Source organism: Acuticoccus sp. MNP-M23 (assembly GCF_031195445.1).
GTDB lineage: Bacteria > Pseudomonadota > Alphaproteobacteria > Rhizobiales > Amorphaceae > Acuticoccus.
In genome coordinates this window covers 93,097-109,208 of the sequence record NZ_CP133480.1, presented here as the reverse complement: position 1 = coordinate 109,208, position 16,112 = coordinate 93,097, and the positions used below count along the sequence as shown (strand labels likewise).

At 65.6% G+C, this 16,112-nt stretch carries 15 protein-coding genes; 2 read left to right on the top strand and 13 right to left on the bottom strand.

Annotated elements, in window-relative coordinates; genetic code table 11:
• Nucleotides 1-2: 2 nt before the first annotated feature.
• From RDV64_RS00520 to RDV64_RS00505, 4 genes are all read right to left on the bottom strand, one after another.
• Nucleotides 3-830 (bottom strand): amino acid ABC transporter ATP-binding protein, encoded by an 828-nt coding sequence (locus RDV64_RS00520; RefSeq protein WP_309197340.1) that lies wholly within the window; start codon nucleotides 828-830, stop codon nucleotides 3-5.
• Nucleotides 831-841: 11 nt separating this feature from the next.
• Complete coding sequence (locus tag RDV64_RS00515) at nucleotides 842-1,582, bottom strand: amino acid ABC transporter permease (protein ID WP_309197339.1); 741 nt, start codon at nucleotides 1,580-1,582, stop codon at nucleotides 842-844.
• 90 nt (nucleotides 1,583-1,672) lie between these two features.
• A complete protein-coding gene (locus tag RDV64_RS00510; protein WP_309197338.1) occupies nucleotides 1,673-2,512 on the bottom strand; it encodes an ABC transporter substrate-binding protein in 840 nt (279 codons plus the stop codon).
• 55 nt (nucleotides 2,513-2,567) lie between these two features.
• The gene (locus RDV64_RS00505) at nucleotides 2,568-3,860 is read right to left on the bottom strand and encodes a M20/M25/M40 family metallo-hydrolase (RefSeq protein WP_309197337.1); all 1,293 of its coding nucleotides are present in this window, start codon (nucleotides 3,858-3,860) and stop codon (nucleotides 2,568-2,570) included.
• A gap of 214 nt (nucleotides 3,861-4,074) precedes the next feature.
• On the opposite strand from RDV64_RS00505, the gene RDV64_RS00500 reads away from it, so the two are divergent.
• Nucleotides 4,075-4,761, top strand: coding sequence for a GntR family transcriptional regulator (locus RDV64_RS00500; RefSeq protein WP_309197336.1), 687 nt, complete (start codon nucleotides 4,075-4,077; stop codon nucleotides 4,759-4,761).
• A gap of 15 nt (nucleotides 4,762-4,776) precedes the next feature.
• Here the strand turns inward: RDV64_RS00500 and RDV64_RS00495 are convergent, their stop codons facing one another.
• From RDV64_RS00495 to RDV64_RS00455, 9 genes are all read right to left on the bottom strand, one after another.
• The gene (locus RDV64_RS00495; RefSeq protein ID WP_309199585.1) at nucleotides 4,777-5,616 is read right to left on the bottom strand and encodes an alpha/beta hydrolase; all 840 of its coding nucleotides are present in this window, start codon (nucleotides 5,614-5,616) and stop codon (nucleotides 4,777-4,779) included.
• 48 nt (nucleotides 5,617-5,664) lie between these two features.
• The gene (locus RDV64_RS00490) at nucleotides 5,665-6,534 is read right to left on the bottom strand and encodes an aldose 1-epimerase (RefSeq protein WP_309197335.1); all 870 of its coding nucleotides are present in this window, start codon (nucleotides 6,532-6,534) and stop codon (nucleotides 5,665-5,667) included.
• Between the two features lie 55 nt (nucleotides 6,535-6,589).
• A complete protein-coding gene (locus RDV64_RS00485; RefSeq protein WP_309197334.1) occupies nucleotides 6,590-6,985 on the bottom strand; it encodes a metallopeptidase family protein in 396 nt (131 codons plus the stop codon).
• Nucleotides 6,986-7,000: 15 nt separating this feature from the next.
• Nucleotides 7,001-7,501 (bottom strand): disulfide bond formation protein B, encoded by a 501-nt coding sequence (locus tag RDV64_RS00480; protein WP_309197333.1) that lies wholly within the window; start codon nucleotides 7,499-7,501, stop codon nucleotides 7,001-7,003.
• Nucleotides 7,498-8,076 carry a YqaA family protein gene (locus RDV64_RS00475; RefSeq protein ID WP_309197332.1) on the bottom strand — a complete coding sequence of 193 codons (579 nt, stop codon included), beginning with the start codon at nucleotides 8,074-8,076 and terminating at the stop codon, nucleotides 7,498-7,500. The genes RDV64_RS00480 and RDV64_RS00475 overlap by 4 nt, the downstream gene beginning before the upstream one ends.
• Nucleotides 8,077-8,119: 43 nt before the next feature.
• Nucleotides 8,120-9,073: a glutathione S-transferase family protein gene (locus RDV64_RS00470; protein WP_309197331.1), complete on the bottom strand. Its 954-nt coding sequence runs from the start codon at nucleotides 9,071-9,073 to the stop codon at nucleotides 8,120-8,122.
• 12 nt (nucleotides 9,074-9,085) lie between these two features.
• Nucleotides 9,086-10,444, bottom strand: a complete 1,359-nt coding sequence (locus RDV64_RS00465) for an adenylate/guanylate cyclase domain-containing protein (RefSeq protein ID WP_309197330.1) — start codon at nucleotides 10,442-10,444, stop codon at nucleotides 9,086-9,088.
• A 75-nt stretch (nucleotides 10,445-10,519) separates the two neighbouring features.
• Nucleotides 10,520-12,802, bottom strand: coding sequence for a TRAP transporter fused permease subunit (locus tag RDV64_RS00460; RefSeq protein ID WP_309197329.1), 2,283 nt, complete (start codon nucleotides 12,800-12,802; stop codon nucleotides 10,520-10,522).
• Nucleotides 12,803-12,979: 177 nt separating this feature from the next.
• Nucleotides 12,980-13,981: a TAXI family TRAP transporter solute-binding subunit gene (locus RDV64_RS00455; RefSeq protein WP_309197328.1), complete on the bottom strand. Its 1,002-nt coding sequence runs from the start codon at nucleotides 13,979-13,981 to the stop codon at nucleotides 12,980-12,982.
• A gap of 169 nt (nucleotides 13,982-14,150) precedes the next feature.
• On the opposite strand from RDV64_RS00455, the gene acs reads away from it, so the two are divergent.
• The gene (gene acs, locus RDV64_RS00450) at nucleotides 14,151-16,106 is read left to right on the top strand and encodes an acetate--CoA ligase (protein WP_309197327.1); all 1,956 of its coding nucleotides are present in this window, start codon (nucleotides 14,151-14,153) and stop codon (nucleotides 16,104-16,106) included.
• Nucleotides 16,107-16,112 lie beyond the last annotated feature (6 nt).

The following is a 16,112-nucleotide window of genomic DNA, read 5'->3' as shown; positions in this document are numbered from 1 at the left end:
GCTCAGTGCTGCAGGATCTTGGAGAGGAAGAGCTTGGTGTGCTCGCTTTTGGGATTGGTGAAGAACTCTTCGGGCGGCGCGTCTTCCACAATGCGACCGTCGTGCATCAGGAGCGTGCGGTCGGCGGCAGCACGCGCAAAACCCATCTCGTGGGTGACGACGATCATCGTCATCCCCTCGGTGGAAAGGTCGATCATCACGTCGAGCACTTCGGAGATCATTTCGGGGTCGAGCGCGGAGGTGGGCTCGTCGAACAGCATCACCTTGGGCTTCATCGCCAGCGCGCGGGCAATGGCGACGCGCTGCTGCTGCCCGCCGGAGAGCTGGCCGGGGTAGGCGTCCGCCTTGTCCGGCAGGCCGACGCGCTCAAGAAGCTCGCGGGCGTGAGCCGTGGTCGCCGCCTTGTCGGCGCCCATGATCTTTACGGGCGAGACGGTGATGTTGTCGAGCACGGTGAGGTGCGGGAAGAGGTTGAACGACTGGAACACCATGCCGAGATCACGCCGCTGCCTTGCAACCTCGCGGTCCTTCAGCGGGGTCAGCTTGCCGCCCTTGCCCTCGCGAAAGCCCATCAGATGGCCGCAGGCGTGGATCGTGCCGCCATCGATGGTTTCCAGCTGGTCGATGCAGCGCAGGAAGGTCGACTTGCCGGACCCCGAGCGGCCGGCCAGAACCACCACCTCGCCCTGCCGCACCGTGAGCGACACCTCGTGCAGCACGGGGACCCCGTGAAAGCTTTTCGACACGCGGTCGGCGACGACAATGGGCTCGCCGAGCGTGCGGGCAGCGCGCGGGGTGCGGACGTTGAGATTGGGCGCGACGTTTTCCATGGCGGTCTCCGTCATGCCTGGGTGGCGGCAGGGCCGCGGAACTTGTCGAGAACCTTCTGGCGGGTGGAGCGGTCGTCGCCGCCCGCCGGGCCGAAGGGGCGGTCGTAGTGCGCTTCGAGGCGGATCTGCACCTGGCCCCAGACGGTGGTGAGGAAGAGGTACCAGATGGCCGCGCAGAAATAGACTTCGAGGACGCGGAACTCGATCTGCGCCAGCTGCTGGGCATGGCGCAGCAGCTCTTCCATCGAGATGACGGAGGCGAGCGAGGTTGTCTTCAGCATCAGGTTGAACTGGTTGCCGAGCGGCGGAATGATGATGCGGGTCGCCTGCGGAATGATGACGATCTTCATCCGCTGCCACCACGTCATGCCCAGCGCGCGGGAGGCATCCTCCTGCCCCTTGCCGACCGACATGATGCCGGAGCGGGCAATTTCGGCGAAGTAGGCGCCTTCGTGCAGGGAAAGCGCGAGGATGGCGCTTTCGATCACGCCGAGGCGGATGCCGAGCTGCGGCAGCCCGGTGTAGATGATGACGAGCTGGACGAGGAGCGGCGTGCCGCGCCACAGCCAGATGTAGACGCCGGAGACGAAGCGCAGGATCCGGCTCTTCGACATGCGCATGAAGGCGAGCACAACGCCCAGCGAGACGCCGATGATCATGGCGACGATCGCCAGCCACACCGTGTTGATCACCCCTTCCAGCAGGAACGGGCTGGTGAGGTAGCGGAAGAAGTGGTCCCAGCTCCAGTTCATGACCGGCGCCTCTCTCAAGCAACAGGGGAGGGCTGCCTCCCGAACAAGGGGCGCGGGAGGTCAGCCCTCCCGCGCGTCAACGGCGAAGGCTTACTCGGGGGTGTAGAAGACCTCGAAGCCGCCCGGATATTCGGACCATGCGTCGATGGTGGTGGCGCCGAATTTCTTCATGATCTCCTGGTAGCTGCCGTCCTCGCTCATTGCGGTGAGGGCATCCCTGATCGCTTCGCCGAGCGCCATCTCGTCGGTGGCGAAGGCAGACGGGGTGCCGGGGAGGAGGCCGGTCACCGGCTTCGTGAAGCGGCCCTGCTCCTGGTAGTAGGTGCCGATGCTGTCGCCGGCGAACACGGCGTCGAGCTGGCCTGCGCCCAGCGCCAGGAACGTGTCGCCATAGGTGTTGAAGACGCGGATATCCATCGGATCCAGGCCCTTGGCGACCTGCGAGTCGTTGAGTTCGCGCAGCTTCTTTTCTTCAAAGCCGGCGATCTCGACGCCCACCACATGGCCGGCAAGGTCTTCCGGGCCGGTGAGGCCGAGGGGGTTGTTCGCCTGCGCAATCAGCGCCAGCGCGTTCACCCGGTAGGGGACGAGCTTCATGATCTTGGCGCGCTCGGGGGTGTAGTAGAGGCCGGTGTTGATCATGTCCCAGCGGTCGGAGGCGAGGCCGGGGATCTGCACTTCGAACGAGACGTTCTTGTATTCCGGCTCAAGGCAGAGGCGCTTGGCGAGTTCGTCGCCCAGCTCGCGGTTGAGGCCGACAATTTCGCCCGATTCGTCGATGTACTGCGTCGGCGGGATGGTGGCGTTGATCGACATGGTGAGCTTGCCGTCTTCCACCACCGGAAGGTCGGCCGGGCAGTCCTGCGCGTGGGCCGCGCCGGCGAACGCCAGCGTGCTGGCCGCGGCGAGGAGAAGGTGTCGTAGTGCCATCTCTAAGTCCTTTGCGTTGTCGTCGTTGGGCGGCCCGCTGGGGGCACTCTGGAGGTCAGGCGCCGCGGGGGCGGCTGCACCAGTCGGTCGTCACGGCGGCGGCCACGTCGACCATCCGGATGAAGTCGGCGGCATCGACCCACTCGTCGTGGCGGCCATTCTGGGAGAGATCGCCGCACAGGCAGCCAAGGCCGACGCAGGGGATACCGGCCTGCACCATCGGGTTGCGGATGTCGCTGGAGGTGTGCATCGGGTTGACGTGCGGCGGCTGGCCGGTGATGCGCTCCACCGCCGCGCTCGACACTTCCCACAGCGGGCTGTCCATGCCGACTTCGGCGCCGGTGACGCCGCTCATCCAGGTGACGACGGGCGGGTGCTCGGCGAGCCACTTGTCGTCCGCGGCAGCCTTGGCGATGGCGCCTTCCACCTCGGCCTTCACCTCGTCCAGCGTCTCGCCGGGGGGGAAGGCGATGGCACCGCCGAACTCGAGCAGGGTGTTGAGGCGGGAGAATTTCTTCATCGGCCCGCAGGCGACCGTGGAGATATGAAGGTTGGTGGCGCGGCCGACTTCGGCCTCGATCAGCGGATGGCGGATGCGGTTCGCCCGGTCCGCCGCCAGCGCTTTCAGCGCGGTGTGGAGGAGGACGAACTTGTCGACCGCGTTGTCGGCAAGGTGGGAGAAGGCGGTGTGGCCGGGCTCGGTCGTGGATGGCAGGCCGCCTTCCACCGTCACCTTGAATTCAAGCTGGCCGGACGCGACGGTCTTGATTTCGCGCATGCCGACGCCGGATTCGGCTGGGTGGAGGTAGAGCGAGGCATCCGCCGTCAGCCCCTTGCGCATCAGCGCCGAGACGCCGCGGGCGTGGCGCTTGCTGGGCGTGGAGGCGAAGATGATCTCGCCAAGGCCCGGCGTCTTCGCCGCTTCCTCAATGGCAAGCACCGCGGAGGCGCAGCCCGCGAGGTCGTCCGCGACACCCCAGCCATAAAGCTTGCCGCCGTCGACGGTGCCTTCGAAGGCGGGGTGGGTCCAGCCTGACGTGTCGTCTGCGGGCTCGCCATCCGGGTGGGCGAACATCATCAGGCTGGCCTTGCCCTCAGCGCCGGGGAGGCGACCGACGATGGCGGTGCGGGTTTCGGCGTTGCGCACCGCGTCGGACGCAAACTCGCCCACAAGCTCCACCTTGCCCGGCTCGTAGGTGAGTTCTTCCACGGTGCAGCCCGCGGCCTTCAGGCGTTCGGCGATGATGGCCTGCACGGCGGCTTCGCCCTGGGGCTGCGCGGCAACGAGGGACCGCAGAAGCGCGAGCGCCCTGGTCTCCATGGTCTCGTCTGCAACACCGTCCGCCATCGTATCTCTCCACCAAATTGCACGAATAGAACACACTCGGTATACAATCTGAGGTCAAGTCACTTTTCTAGGCAAAGCGTGAATTTTCGGCACAAGTCGAAGGCATGTCTCAGAAAACCGCGGAAACTGTGGGTTTTCTCTCGCGGTTGCGTGTTCGCCAGTATACACTTGCCGTACAGGCAACCGCGATCCAGCGGTTTTGAGGCTGGGCATCATGAGTGTTGACGCGCGCAGAGACGAAAACGGGCCAGACCTTCCGCCGGCCGCCATCCGGCCGCGGGGCACGCTGTCGGACCAGGCCTACCAGTCGCTCAGCCTTCTCATCCGCGAGCGTGAGCTGCGCGCGGGGGAGCCGCTTGTGGAGCAGCACCTGGCCGCGCGGCTCGGCGTATCGCGCACGCCGCTGCGCCACGCCATGCAGCGGCTGGAGGCAGAAGGACTGTTGCGCAAGGTGGCCAACCGCAGCCACATCGTGCGGCAGGTCGAGCTGAAGGAATATCTCCAGAGCCTGCGCGTGCGCGAGACGCTGGAGGCGGAGGCTGCGGCGCTGGCTGCCGGCAGCGTGCCGGAGGCGTCCATCGCCCACGCGCGGCAGGCGCTGGAGAGCGTGCGGGCCAGCCGCCCCTACGACATGCTGGCCCACTGGCGGTCGGACGACGAGGTCCACCGGCTGTTCATCGACCATTGCGGCAACGAAGTGATGACGCGGATCATCCTGTCGCTGCGCGTCACCACCCAGCTCTTCGAAATCGACCGGCTGGTCGACCGCCTGGAACCCGATTCGCGCGAGCACGAGCTGATCCTCGACGCGCTGGAGGCGGGCGATGCCAAGGCCACGCGCCGCGCGGTGGCGGCGCACATCCGCTCACTGTTCCGCTTTGCCGTCAGCGCGGTGGGGTGAACCGGGGCGGGCGGCTCAGAGCCTGCCGAGCCAGTCCATCGCGTCGGTGATGGCAAGGTCCACCCGCGGCAAATCGTGGAAATTGTTGGCAAATCCGTGCCCCACACCCGGAATGATGTCGAGGTGCACCTTGGTGCCCGCGGCCAGCGCGCGCTGGAACACCGCCAGCGAGTCCTCGATCAACGGGTCCTGGTCGCCCAGCGACAGCCATAGCGGCGGCAGGCCGAACATGTCGGCAATCGTCATGTCACCGTCCGCGCCGGCGCCGTAGGCCGCAATATAGGCGGTCATTGCAGCGGTGGTCAGCAGGTCCGAGCCGCCGCCGAAGGCAGCATGGCTCCAGCTGTCCGCCGTCATCGCGAACGCACCGTTAAAAAGGAGGGCACCCCTGGGCAGCGCGCCGCCGCGGTCGGCCTGCCGGCGCATGGCAGCCAGCGCGATCTGCGCGCCGGCACTGCTTCCCGCCACTGCATGGAGACCGCCTTCGGCAGCAAGCTGGTCGAACAGCGCGCCAACCTGATCGGCCGCCGCCGGCCACGGCGTTTCCGGTGCCAGGAGATAATCCACCGACAGGATCGTGCGGCGTGACTGGGCGGCCATGCGCCGCGCGGTGCCGATGCTCTGCCGCGCAGAGCCGAACACCCAGCCGCCACCATGGACGAACACATCGGCTGGGGCACTGTCGTCCGCACCCTCCGGAACGAGGCGGATGGCGGGGAGGGCACCCGCCGGGGTTTCGAACGTCACGTTCGTTTCGGACGCCATCTTCGGCGCGGCGTCGGCGGCGATCCTGCCGTTTTCCTCGCGCGCCTTGCGCTCCGCGGCCAGGTCGGCGGCTGCCATCTCGATCCACATGGACACTCACTCCTCAAGGGCGGGCCGGTTTTCCGGCCGCGTTGTTTCTCAGTCGAGCGCGGTCCACGCAATCGACATTGCAAGATCAAGCGTCTCGCCAGTGTCCAGCGGGACGAGCCCCGGCTGGCCCGGCGCGTTGTGCGCATCCACCGCGTGGGACACCGGCTCGGCGCAGATGAACGGGGCACCCTCGCGGGTGTGGACAATCAGCACGTCAAGCGGCGCTGCGGCGGTGACGATGGTGGCCAGCCCCTGCGAGGGCTGTTCCACGCGGGCATGGCCGTCCCATCCGGTGAAGGCGTTGTTGAGGAAGCAGGCCGGCACGGTGCGCCCGGCGGCAAAGTCCCATTCCGGCGTCTCGCCCAGCTGCAGCATCCGGTCGGGCAAATGGTCCGCCGTCTCCAGCCAGACGGCATTGGCGCGGAAGGCGAGCCGGGTCGCCTCGTCACGGAAGAACCAGGGATGGAAGCCGCCGCCGAATGGCAACCGCGGGCCGGTGTTGGTCATCGCCAAGCGCATGGCGAGGGACGAGCCCTCGAGGGTGTAGGTGAGCCTGGCACGGTAACGCCAGGGGCCGAAGGCGCCGTCCAGCGACAGCACGGCCTCGGTCCCGTTTGCCCGCTCCACCGACCAGACCTTCTGGAAGGCATCGCCGTGGATCGGGTAGCGTTCCCCGTCGCGGTTGACCGCCAGATCGTGCCGAGTGCCCTCGAATGCGAAACCATCTGCAATGCGGTTGGAGAACGGGGCGAGGACCATCAGACCCGGTGCAAAATTCTCCGCATCCGGCGAATTTTGTCGCAGCAAAGGATGACGCTCACCATTGTGGAGAGCATCGAGGGCCGCCAGCGCGCCCCCTTGCGCCGGGCAGATCGTTGCCGTCAGCGCATCGGAACAGAGAACAATCTGGGGGTTCACACGGGGCGGCTTTCGCTTGTTGGAATACCGCTTCTAGCGCGTTCGGCGGCAGCCGTCAGTAATCCGGTGCATCGTCGATGGCGTACATGTCTTCGTCGGACAGGCCGAAATGGTGGCCGATCTCGTGGACGAGCACGTGGCGCACGACGGCAATCAGCGGGTCGTCCCCGTCCGCGGTGAAGGCGAGGATCGGCTCGCGAAATAGCCAGACGCGGTTGGGAAAAACGCCGGTCGGTGGTGTCGCGCCATCGCTGAACAGACCCGCACCCTCGAAAAGGCCGAGAAGGTCGAGCGGTTCTTCCAGCTCCACCGCGGCAAGCGCCTCCGGGTCCGGCCACTCGGCAACACGCACTTCAAGGTCGGCGCAAAGGGCGCGGAAGCTCTCCGGCAGCGAGGCATACTCCGCCTCCGCCATGGCGGCGAAGGCATCGAGGTCTGGCAATTGGGGCATTGCGCGTCTCCGGGCTCAGCGCGGTCGTGTGCTCGGGGGGGCGAAAAGAGCGGCCCTGAGGAGAAGCAGCGCTGCCATCCCCGCGGCAACCGCGTTCCAGCCGGCAAAGGAGATGCCGAGGAAACGGCCTGCGGCTTCGGTGCAGCTCACAAGGCGCGTGCCTTCGATGGCGGCCAGAAGGTTGGACGCATCGCGCACCTGTTCCCCGCCGCCGCAATCTGCCGGACCTGGCCAGAAGCCCCACTCCGCCCCGGCATGGTAGACGCCGAGCCCCGCACTCCAGACCATGGCGGCGGCAGCCACCGCAAACGCAATGCGCGCCAAAGCGGGCATGCGCGGGTAGATGAGGAAGCCGATGATGGCAAGGGGAATGGCGGCATAGTAGCCGAGCCGCTGCTCCAGGCAGAGCGCGCACGGGACATAGCCGCCGATAAGCTGAAAGCCCCATGCTGTGCCGATGGCGGCAAGCATCACCAGAAGCGAAGAAAGCGCGAAGGGCCGACCGGAAATAATCATAGAAGTTTTACCGCCAGAATGCCGAGAACAGCGAGAATGCCGAATACCGTGAACACCAGCGCCAGACGCTTTTCGACGAAGGTGCGGATGGGCGGGCCGAACCAGTAAAGGAGTGCAGCCACCACAAAGAAGCGAATGCCGCGGGACAAGAGGCTTGCGACAAGAAACACCGGCATGGACAGTCCCGCCGCGCCGGACGCAATGGTGATGACCTTGTAGGGAAACGGGGTGATGCCCGCCAGGAACACCACCCATGCGCCGGATGCGTTGAACCAGCTGATGAATTCGTCGAACCGCCCGGCATAGCCGTAAAGCTCGAGGATCGGCATGGCGACCTGTTGGAACAGTAGCGCGCCGATGGCGTAACCGAGCATCCCGCCCAGCACCGACGCCACGGTGCAGACGGTGGCGTAGAAAATCCACCGGACGCGGTTGGCCAGCACCATGGGGATCAGGAGCAGGTCCGGCGGGATCGGAAAGAACGAGCTTTCCGCAAACGAGATCCCGAACAGCGCCGGGACGGCCCGCCGGCTCGCGCCCAGCGCCATCACCTTGTCGTAGGTCTTGCGAAGCATCTGTTGTCTTTCCGGTCGCAGGCGGACGGTTGGTGCGCCTGGCTCAGGCGAACGAGAGATCCGGGCCGACGGGGACGATCCGTGTCGGGTTCACCGAAGGGTGGCTTTGATAATAGTGGTTCTTGATGTGGGTGAAGTCGGTCGTGTCGCCAAACCCGTCCTGCCGGTAGAGCGCCGACAGATAGCGCTGGAGGTTGGGGTAGTCGGCAATCCGGCGCACGTTGCACTTGAAGTGGCCGTGGTAGACGGCATCGAACCGCACGAGCGTGGTGTAAAGGCGCACATCGGCCTCGGTCAGCTGGTCGCCGACCAGATAGTCGTGGCCCTCAAGCCGCGTCTCCAGCCAGTCCAGCGAGGCGAACAGGGCCTTCACGTTCTTTTCGTAGGCGTCCTGCTTGGTGGCAAAGCCGGATTTGTAGACCCCGTTGTTGACCGTGTCGTAGACGCGCTCGTTCACCTGATCGATCTCGTCGGCAAGGGCTGCCGGCCGGTAGTCGCCGGGCTTGGCGCCGACATCGTCGAACGCATCGGCAAACATGCGGATGATCTCGGCCGATTCGTTGCTGACGATGGTGCCGCGCTCCTTGTCCCACAACACCGGGACGGTGACGCGGCCGGTGTAGGACGGGTCGGCCTTCAGGTAGACGTCGCGCATGAAATCGGCACCGTTGACGGTGTCGGGGATGGTGCCGTCGGTCTGGTCGAACGACCAGCCGTCATCGCCCATGAACCAGTGGACGATTGACAGGCCGATCTTGTCTTCCAGCCCCTTGCGGCGGCGCAGGATGAGGGTGCGGTGGGCCCACGGACAGGCAAGCGCGACGTAAAGGTGATAGCGGCCAGCTTCGGCCTTGAAGCCGCCTTCGCCGCTGGGACCGGGCGAGCCGTCCGCTGTCACGAAGTTGCGGAAAGAAGATTCCTTCCGGTCGAACTCACCGGAATCGTTGGCAAAATTCGGCGAGCCGGTGTTCCACTTGCCGTCCATTAGATAGCCCATCGCCGGCTCCCATTATCCCAGTTGCATCACATCAACGTGCCCGCCGCCCGCAAGATCCCGCGAACCCAGCGGCGTTGCGTCGACGTGCAGCCCCTGCGCGCTGGCCGCTGCAAGGGTTGCAGCGTCGGTCAGCGCACGCGAACCGGCCTCCTTGTTGTACTTCTCCAGCTTCGCGGCAAGGTTCGCCGCGCGGCCGATCACGGTGAATTCCAGTCGCGTGTCGCTGCCGAGCATGGCGGCCACCACCTTGCCCGCTGCCGCGCTGCCGTTGATGGGCATCGGTGCAAACCCGCCAGCGGCAAGATGTCCGTCCCAGTCGCGCCCAGCTTCGGTGATGGCAACGAGGGTGCGCACCGCGTCCGCCGCCGCGGTTTCCGACGGTTTCAGGGCGCCGAAAGTGGCCATGATGCCGTCGCCCAGAAACTTGTCGACCACGCCGCCATTCTCGGCAATCAGCGGCAGGATGCGGCGGTGATATTCGGTGAGCACGGCCACCACCGTTTCGGGCGGGTGCTGGCCGGCAAAGGCGGTGAAGCCACGCAGGTCCAGCATCATGATGGCGGCGTCGCGGGCGACGGCATCGCCGGGGGCGGCCACCGTCTCGGCCATGGCGATCTCGTCGGCAACGCCAGCGCTGAAAAAGCGGTCCATGTCGCGCCGTGCGGCTCCTTCGCGCACCGCATCGAACAACGTGCGCCGTGCCCGGTAAAGCGCAACCGATAGGACGCCGGCGCAGACGAGAATGGTGAGGATCTTGTCCAGCTCCGCGCCGACGAGCACGAGATTTTGGGTGAGATAGTCGGAAAAGGAGCGGGTGATGATGGCCGAGCCGCCCGCGTGGACGGCGTATAGCAGCATGAAAAGCCAGCCGGCCGCAGCAAAGATGCCCTGGCTGAGCACGAACCGCGGATCGAACCGCAGCGCGCGGATCGCGATGAACACGAAGATGTAGGCGAACGTCGGCACCTTCAGATAGAACGCCGGCGGCTGGCCGTAGGCGAGGTGAAAGGTCCAGATCAGCGCATAAAGAAGCACCACGTCGGCCATCATCGAGATGACCAGCAGCCAGCCCGGCACGAAGCCGCGATAGGCGGCAACAAGCCGCAGAATCGTGAATGCGCCGTACGCGCCAAGCACGATCGGCACCGGCTCCAGCATTGCGTCCGCGGCGTCGCTCGGCCGGGGCGCAACGGTGTAGAGCGCGGCGAAGATCAGGGTGATCGAGAGCTGGACCCAGCCGATCAGCCGCTCGGACTGCTCCTCTTCGGCGACGATGAGCCTGGCGACGCGGGCCGGCATCCTCGCCGTCTCGCCCTCGCGCACCCCGAGGTGGCGGAACAGGCTTGTCGGCAATCCAAAGGCATTGGCCATGGCGGTGTCCCCTCTTGCGGGAACACCGATCATATTGCCGGGCCGCCGGCAAATCGCGTTTGTGCGAGGAGCCGCTTATGCCGCGGCGGGGTGCGGGGGCCTGCGCTTTGCCGCCGACCAGTTGAGCGCCAGAAGGCCGACCACCGCCACCAGTGCCGCAATGTTCAGAACATGCGAGCCGGGGTAGATCAGCGCAACGCCGCCCGCCATCAGCCCGACCCGCCCGTACCAGGGGATGGGCGCTTCGAAATAGCCTTCCAGCGCGGCGCCGAAGGCCGCCATGGCGAACAGCGCAACCACGAAGATGAACCCGACCTCCAGCGGCGTGCCGGTGAGGAAGTTGGTGTAAACGAAGAGGATCGGCATCAGGTAGAGGCCCTTGGCGATCTTCCAGGCAACGAGGCCGGTGGCCATCGGCGGCGTCTTTGCGATGGCGGCCGCCGCAAATGCCGTGAGGCAGACCGGCGGCGTCACGTTGGAATCCTGGCTCAGCCAGAAAATGGCCATGTGCGCCGACAGGAGCGCCCCCAGCACAATGGCAGGGTCGATCGTGCCGCGGGCGGCCTGGTAGATCTGCGTCAGCACTTCGGGCGGAAGGGATGCGTAGAGCGCGCGGGCGTCCGTCTCCGGCATCGGCGCGGCAAGGGCCGGGAAGCTCGAAGGGTCGGCCAGCAGGAAGAACGGCTTCACCGCATCGTTGAGGGTGCCGGCGATCATGTCGGCAATGGTGGCCGCGTCGATCACGTCGGACGGCATCACGTTGGCGAGGATGAGCTGCTGGAGCGCCGGGGCGGAGAGGGTGGCCAGCACGATGTAGGACGCCGTCACCGGCAGTCCCATGCCAAGGACCAGGGACGCCAGCGCAATCAGCGTCAGCGCGACCAGGAGGTTGCCGCCCGCCCAGTCCGCGATCATCAGCGAGAAGGTGTTGCCGATGCCGGTCATGGCGATGACGTTGACCACCAGCCCCACCGCGATCAGCAGGACGGCGGTGGTGATCATGTTGCGCGAGCCGAGCGCCATCGCTTCAAGGATGGCACGCACGCCCATCTTGTTGGGCGTCAGCCACGACGCGCCGATCACAGACAGGATCGCAAAGCCGGCCGCATAGGTGGGCGTGAAGCCCCACATCAAAAGGCCGATAAGGGTCGTGATCGGGATGAGAAAGGACGGACCGCCGCGCTTGAGAACGTCCATCATCCGCTCGCCGTCGGAGGAGGCGACCACGTTGGATCGTTTGGCCTCGATCCGCACGAAGAAGGCGATGGAGCCGAAATAGACCAGCGCGGGAAGGAGCGCGACGGCAACGATCTCGAGGTAGGGGATCTGCGTGTAGGTCGCCATTACGAACGCCCCGGCACCCATGATCGGCGGCATCACCTGACCGCCGGTGGAGGACGCCGCCTCGACGCCTGCCGAGAATTTCGCCGGGAAGCCGGACCGCTTCATCAAGGGGATGGTGATGACGCCGGTGGAGACCGTGTTGGCGATGGCCGAGCCCGAGATGGTGCCGGTGAGGCCGGATGCGATCACCGCCACAAAGCCGGGGCCCCCGGTGAAGCGGCCGGCGGCCGCGCGCGCGAGGTCGACAATGAACTCGCCAGCGCCCGAGCGGATGAGGAAGGCGCCGAACAGGATGAACATGAAGACGAAGGTTGCCGAGATCTGGCCGATGAGGCCGAACATCCCCTCGTCCGAATAGATCGAGCGGAACGCCACCGTTTCGAAGGAGAGGCCGGCAAAGCGGAAGACCCCCGGAATCTCCGCGCCCCACACGGTGGGGTAGGTGACGGTGATGACGATGAGGATCGGGATGATCCACCCCGTGGTGCGGCGGGTGAACTCGATGGCGCCCACCACCACGGTGACGATCATCGCCCACTCCAGCGCATTGAGGCGCACGCCGCGGTCGTAGATGGCGTTTTCGCTGGCCGCGAGGCCCAGTGCGGAGGCGGCAACGGCAAGGCCGATGATGATGTCGAGCGCGAAGACGAGCCGCGCCGCGCCAGCGCTTTCTGCCCGCATCATGGGATAGCGCAGCGCGCACAGGAGGCCGAAACCAGCAAAATGGACCGCGCACAGGGTGAGGGTGGACAAGGTGGCCATGTCGCCGAACCACAGACCCAGTGGGCGCAAGACGGGCGCCGTGGCCGGCACCGCGTTTGCGGCGGCCACCAGCATGTCCTGCAGCGGCGTGCCCAGCGTGTTGGCGACGATGTGGAATGCTGCAATGGCGATGGCGAGCCAGAAAAGCGTGGTGTCAAACCATCCCTCGGCCGCGCGGATCCGGCCGGCATCTTCGATGGAGGCCTCGTCCCCGGCGGAGCCGGCCTGACCGTGTTCGTCCTGTTTCGTCAACGAAGGCTCCCTGGGCACGCTCTTGTTGTTGCTGTCGTCGGTTTAGAAAGGGAAGTCGGGCGGGCTCGCTATCCGGACAGTGGCACCGGACCGCCGCATCGGCAGCCGGTGCCATCTCGTCGCCGGGAGGGCCGGACAACCGCCAGCCCTCCCGTACATCGTTCAGTCCTGCGGTGGTTATTTCAGGCGGTCGGCAACCGGAACGCCGGCTTCCTCAAAGTAGCGCAGGGCGCCGGGGTGCAGCTTCAGCGGCAGGCCTGCGGTGGCCGTTTCCGGGCTCATTGCCTTGGTGGCCGGGTGAATCGCCTGCAGGAAGGGCAGGTTCTCGAAGATCGTCTTGGTGATCTTGTAGACGGTTTCTTCCGGCACGCTTGCGTTGACCGCGAGGAAGTTCGGCTGCGCGATGGTCACCACGTCCTTGTCGACGCCGGGATAAAGGCCGGCGGGGATGGTGTAGGCGGTCCACAGGTCGTCAAAGTCGCCATTGGCGGCCTTGCGCTGCTCTTCGGTGAACGAGAGGATCGCAATGTCGTCGCCCATGTTGGCGAACGCTGCGGAAATTGCAGAAACCGGCGGACCGGCCGGGATCGACATGCCGTCGATGCCGCCATTTTGCAGGGCATCCACGGAGGGCGTGTAGCCCATGTAGGCGAGGTCGAAATCCTCTTCCATGTTCATGCCGAGGTTGCCAACGATGGTGCTGTTGGAGCCGAGTGTGCCCGAGTTCTGGGCGCCCATCGACATGGTCTTGCCCTTCATGCCCTCAAGATCGGACACGGTGCCGCTGTCCACGAAGTCGCTCTTCACCACAAAATGCTCGACGTTGGGCCAGAGCATGGTGATGGAGCGCAGGTTTTCCTGCGGGCCTTCGGACTCGATGGGCCCCGTGCCGGTTGCCGCATAGGCGCCGTAAAGCCCCTGCAGAATGCCGAACTGAACCTCGTCGTCGCGCAGGAGCGCCACGTTTTCGCCGGAGCCTGCCGAGTTGATGGCGCTCATGCCGATTTTGTCGGACGGTTGCAGCTTCACCTTCACCAGTGTCGCCAGCGCAACGCCGACAGGGTAGTAGGTGCCGCCGGTCGACGCGGTTGCCAGCAGATAGTCTTCGCTCTGCGCCTGAGCTGGACCAGCCGAAACCGCAAGCCCGAGGGCAAGGGCGCCGAGAGTGCGATAAAGCATTGTGATTGTATCCTCCGTACCAGTTTCTGAACGTTGGTTTGCTAGTTAAAGCAGAAAGCGAAGCTAGAACAAAACTAAGGTGTTTCAACCGCCGTGCATGTGGACGGCACAAGCCCAAACCGGCTAACTCTGACGCAACAAGCCTTTGCCAGTTGGGGGAAACAACATCATGACGGAATCCATTGCGGTCCCAAAAGCCATTGCCGAAACCGCGCGCGTCGATGCTGCGCGCTACAAGGAGATGTACGCCCGTTCCATCTCCGACAACGAAGGCTTCTGGCGAGACGAGGCGCTGGCGCGGATCGACTGGATGAAGCCGTTCGACACCGTGAAGAACGTCAACTTCATGTATCCGGACGTTTCGATCCGCTGGTTCGAGGATGGCACCCTCAACGCCAGTGCCAACTGCATCGACCGGCATCTGGCCGAGCATGGTGACAAGACCGCAATCATCTGGGAACCGGACGACCCCGAGGCGGACGCGCAGCACATCAGCTACCAGCAGCTCCACGCCCATGTGTGCAAGTTCGCCAACGTGCTGAAGACGCTGGGCGTCTCCAAAGGCGACCGGGTCATCATCTATATGCCGATGATCCCGGAAGCGGCGTATGCGATGCTGGCGTGCGCGCGGATCGGTGCGGTCCATTCGGTTGTGTTTGCCGGTTTTTCGCCGGACAGCCTCGCCAACCGCGTGAACGACTGTGGCGCAACGCTCGTCATCACCGCAGATGGCGCCCCCCGCGGCGGTCGCCAGACGGCGCTGAAGGACAATGCCGACAAGGCGCTGGCCAAATGCGACGCCAGCGTGAAGTGCCTGGTGGTCAAGCGCACCGGCCAGGAGATCGAATGGACGGACGGGCGCGATTACTGGCTGCACGAAATGCAGGCCCAGGTCAGCAACGACTGTCCGCCCGAAGAGATGAACGCCGAGGATGAGCTGTTCATCCTCTACACCTCCGGGTCCACCGGCAAGCCGAAGGGCGTGGTCCACACCACCGGCGGTTACATGGTCTATGCCGCCATGACCCACCAGCTGACGTTCGACTACCGCCCCGGCGAGGTCTACTGGTGCACCGCGGATGTGGGCTGGGTCACCGGCCACACCTATATTGTGTACGGACCGCTTGCGAACGCCGCCACCACGCTGATGTTCGAGGGCACGCCCACCTACCCGGACGCAGGCCGCCTGTGGGATGTGTGCGACCGCCACAATGTCGCGACCTTCTACACCGCGCCGACCGCAATCCGCGCGCTGATGGGCAAGGGCGACGACTTCGTGACCCGGCACGACCTGTCTTCGTTGCGCATTCTGGCCACCGTGGGCGAGCCCATCAACCCGGAGGCCTGGCGCTGGTACTACGAGGTTGTGGGGGGCAAGCGCTGCCCGGTGATCGACACCTTCTGGCAGACCGAGACCGGGGGGCACATGCTCACCCCATTCCCCGGCGCCACACCGCTGAAGCCGGGGTCGGCTTGCATGCCGTTCTTCGGCGTCAAGCCTGCGGTGCTCGACCCGCAGGGGGGCGACCCGCTGAAAGGCGCGGCCGAGGGGGTGCTCGTCATCACCGATTCGTGGCCGGGCCAGATGCGCACGGTGTATGGCGACCACCAGCGCTTCATGGACACCTACTTCCAGCAATACAAAGGCAACTACTTCACCGGTGACGGCTGCCGGCGCGACGAGGACGGCTATTACTGGATCACCGGCCGGGTGGACGACGTGCTCAACGTCTCCGGTCACCGGATGGGCACGGCGGAGATCGAGTCCGCGCTGGTGGCGCATCCTGCCGTGTCGGAGGCTGCGGTGGTCGGCTTTCCGCACGACATCAAGGGGCAGGGGATCTACTGCTATGTGACCCTGATGGGAAGCAAGGAACCGTCGGACGCGTTGCGCAAGGAGCTGGTCGACTGGGTGCGCTCCGACATTGGCCCCATTGCCAAACCGGATCACATCCAGTGGGCGCCCGGCCTGCCCAAAACCCGTTCGGGCAAGATCATGCGCCGCATCCTGCGCAAGATCGCCGAGGACGATTATGGCGCGCTGGGCGATATCTCCACGCTTGCCGAGCCGGAAGTGGTGGAAGACCTGATCGAGAACCGCCAGAACCGCAAAGAGCACGCCTGACGCCGC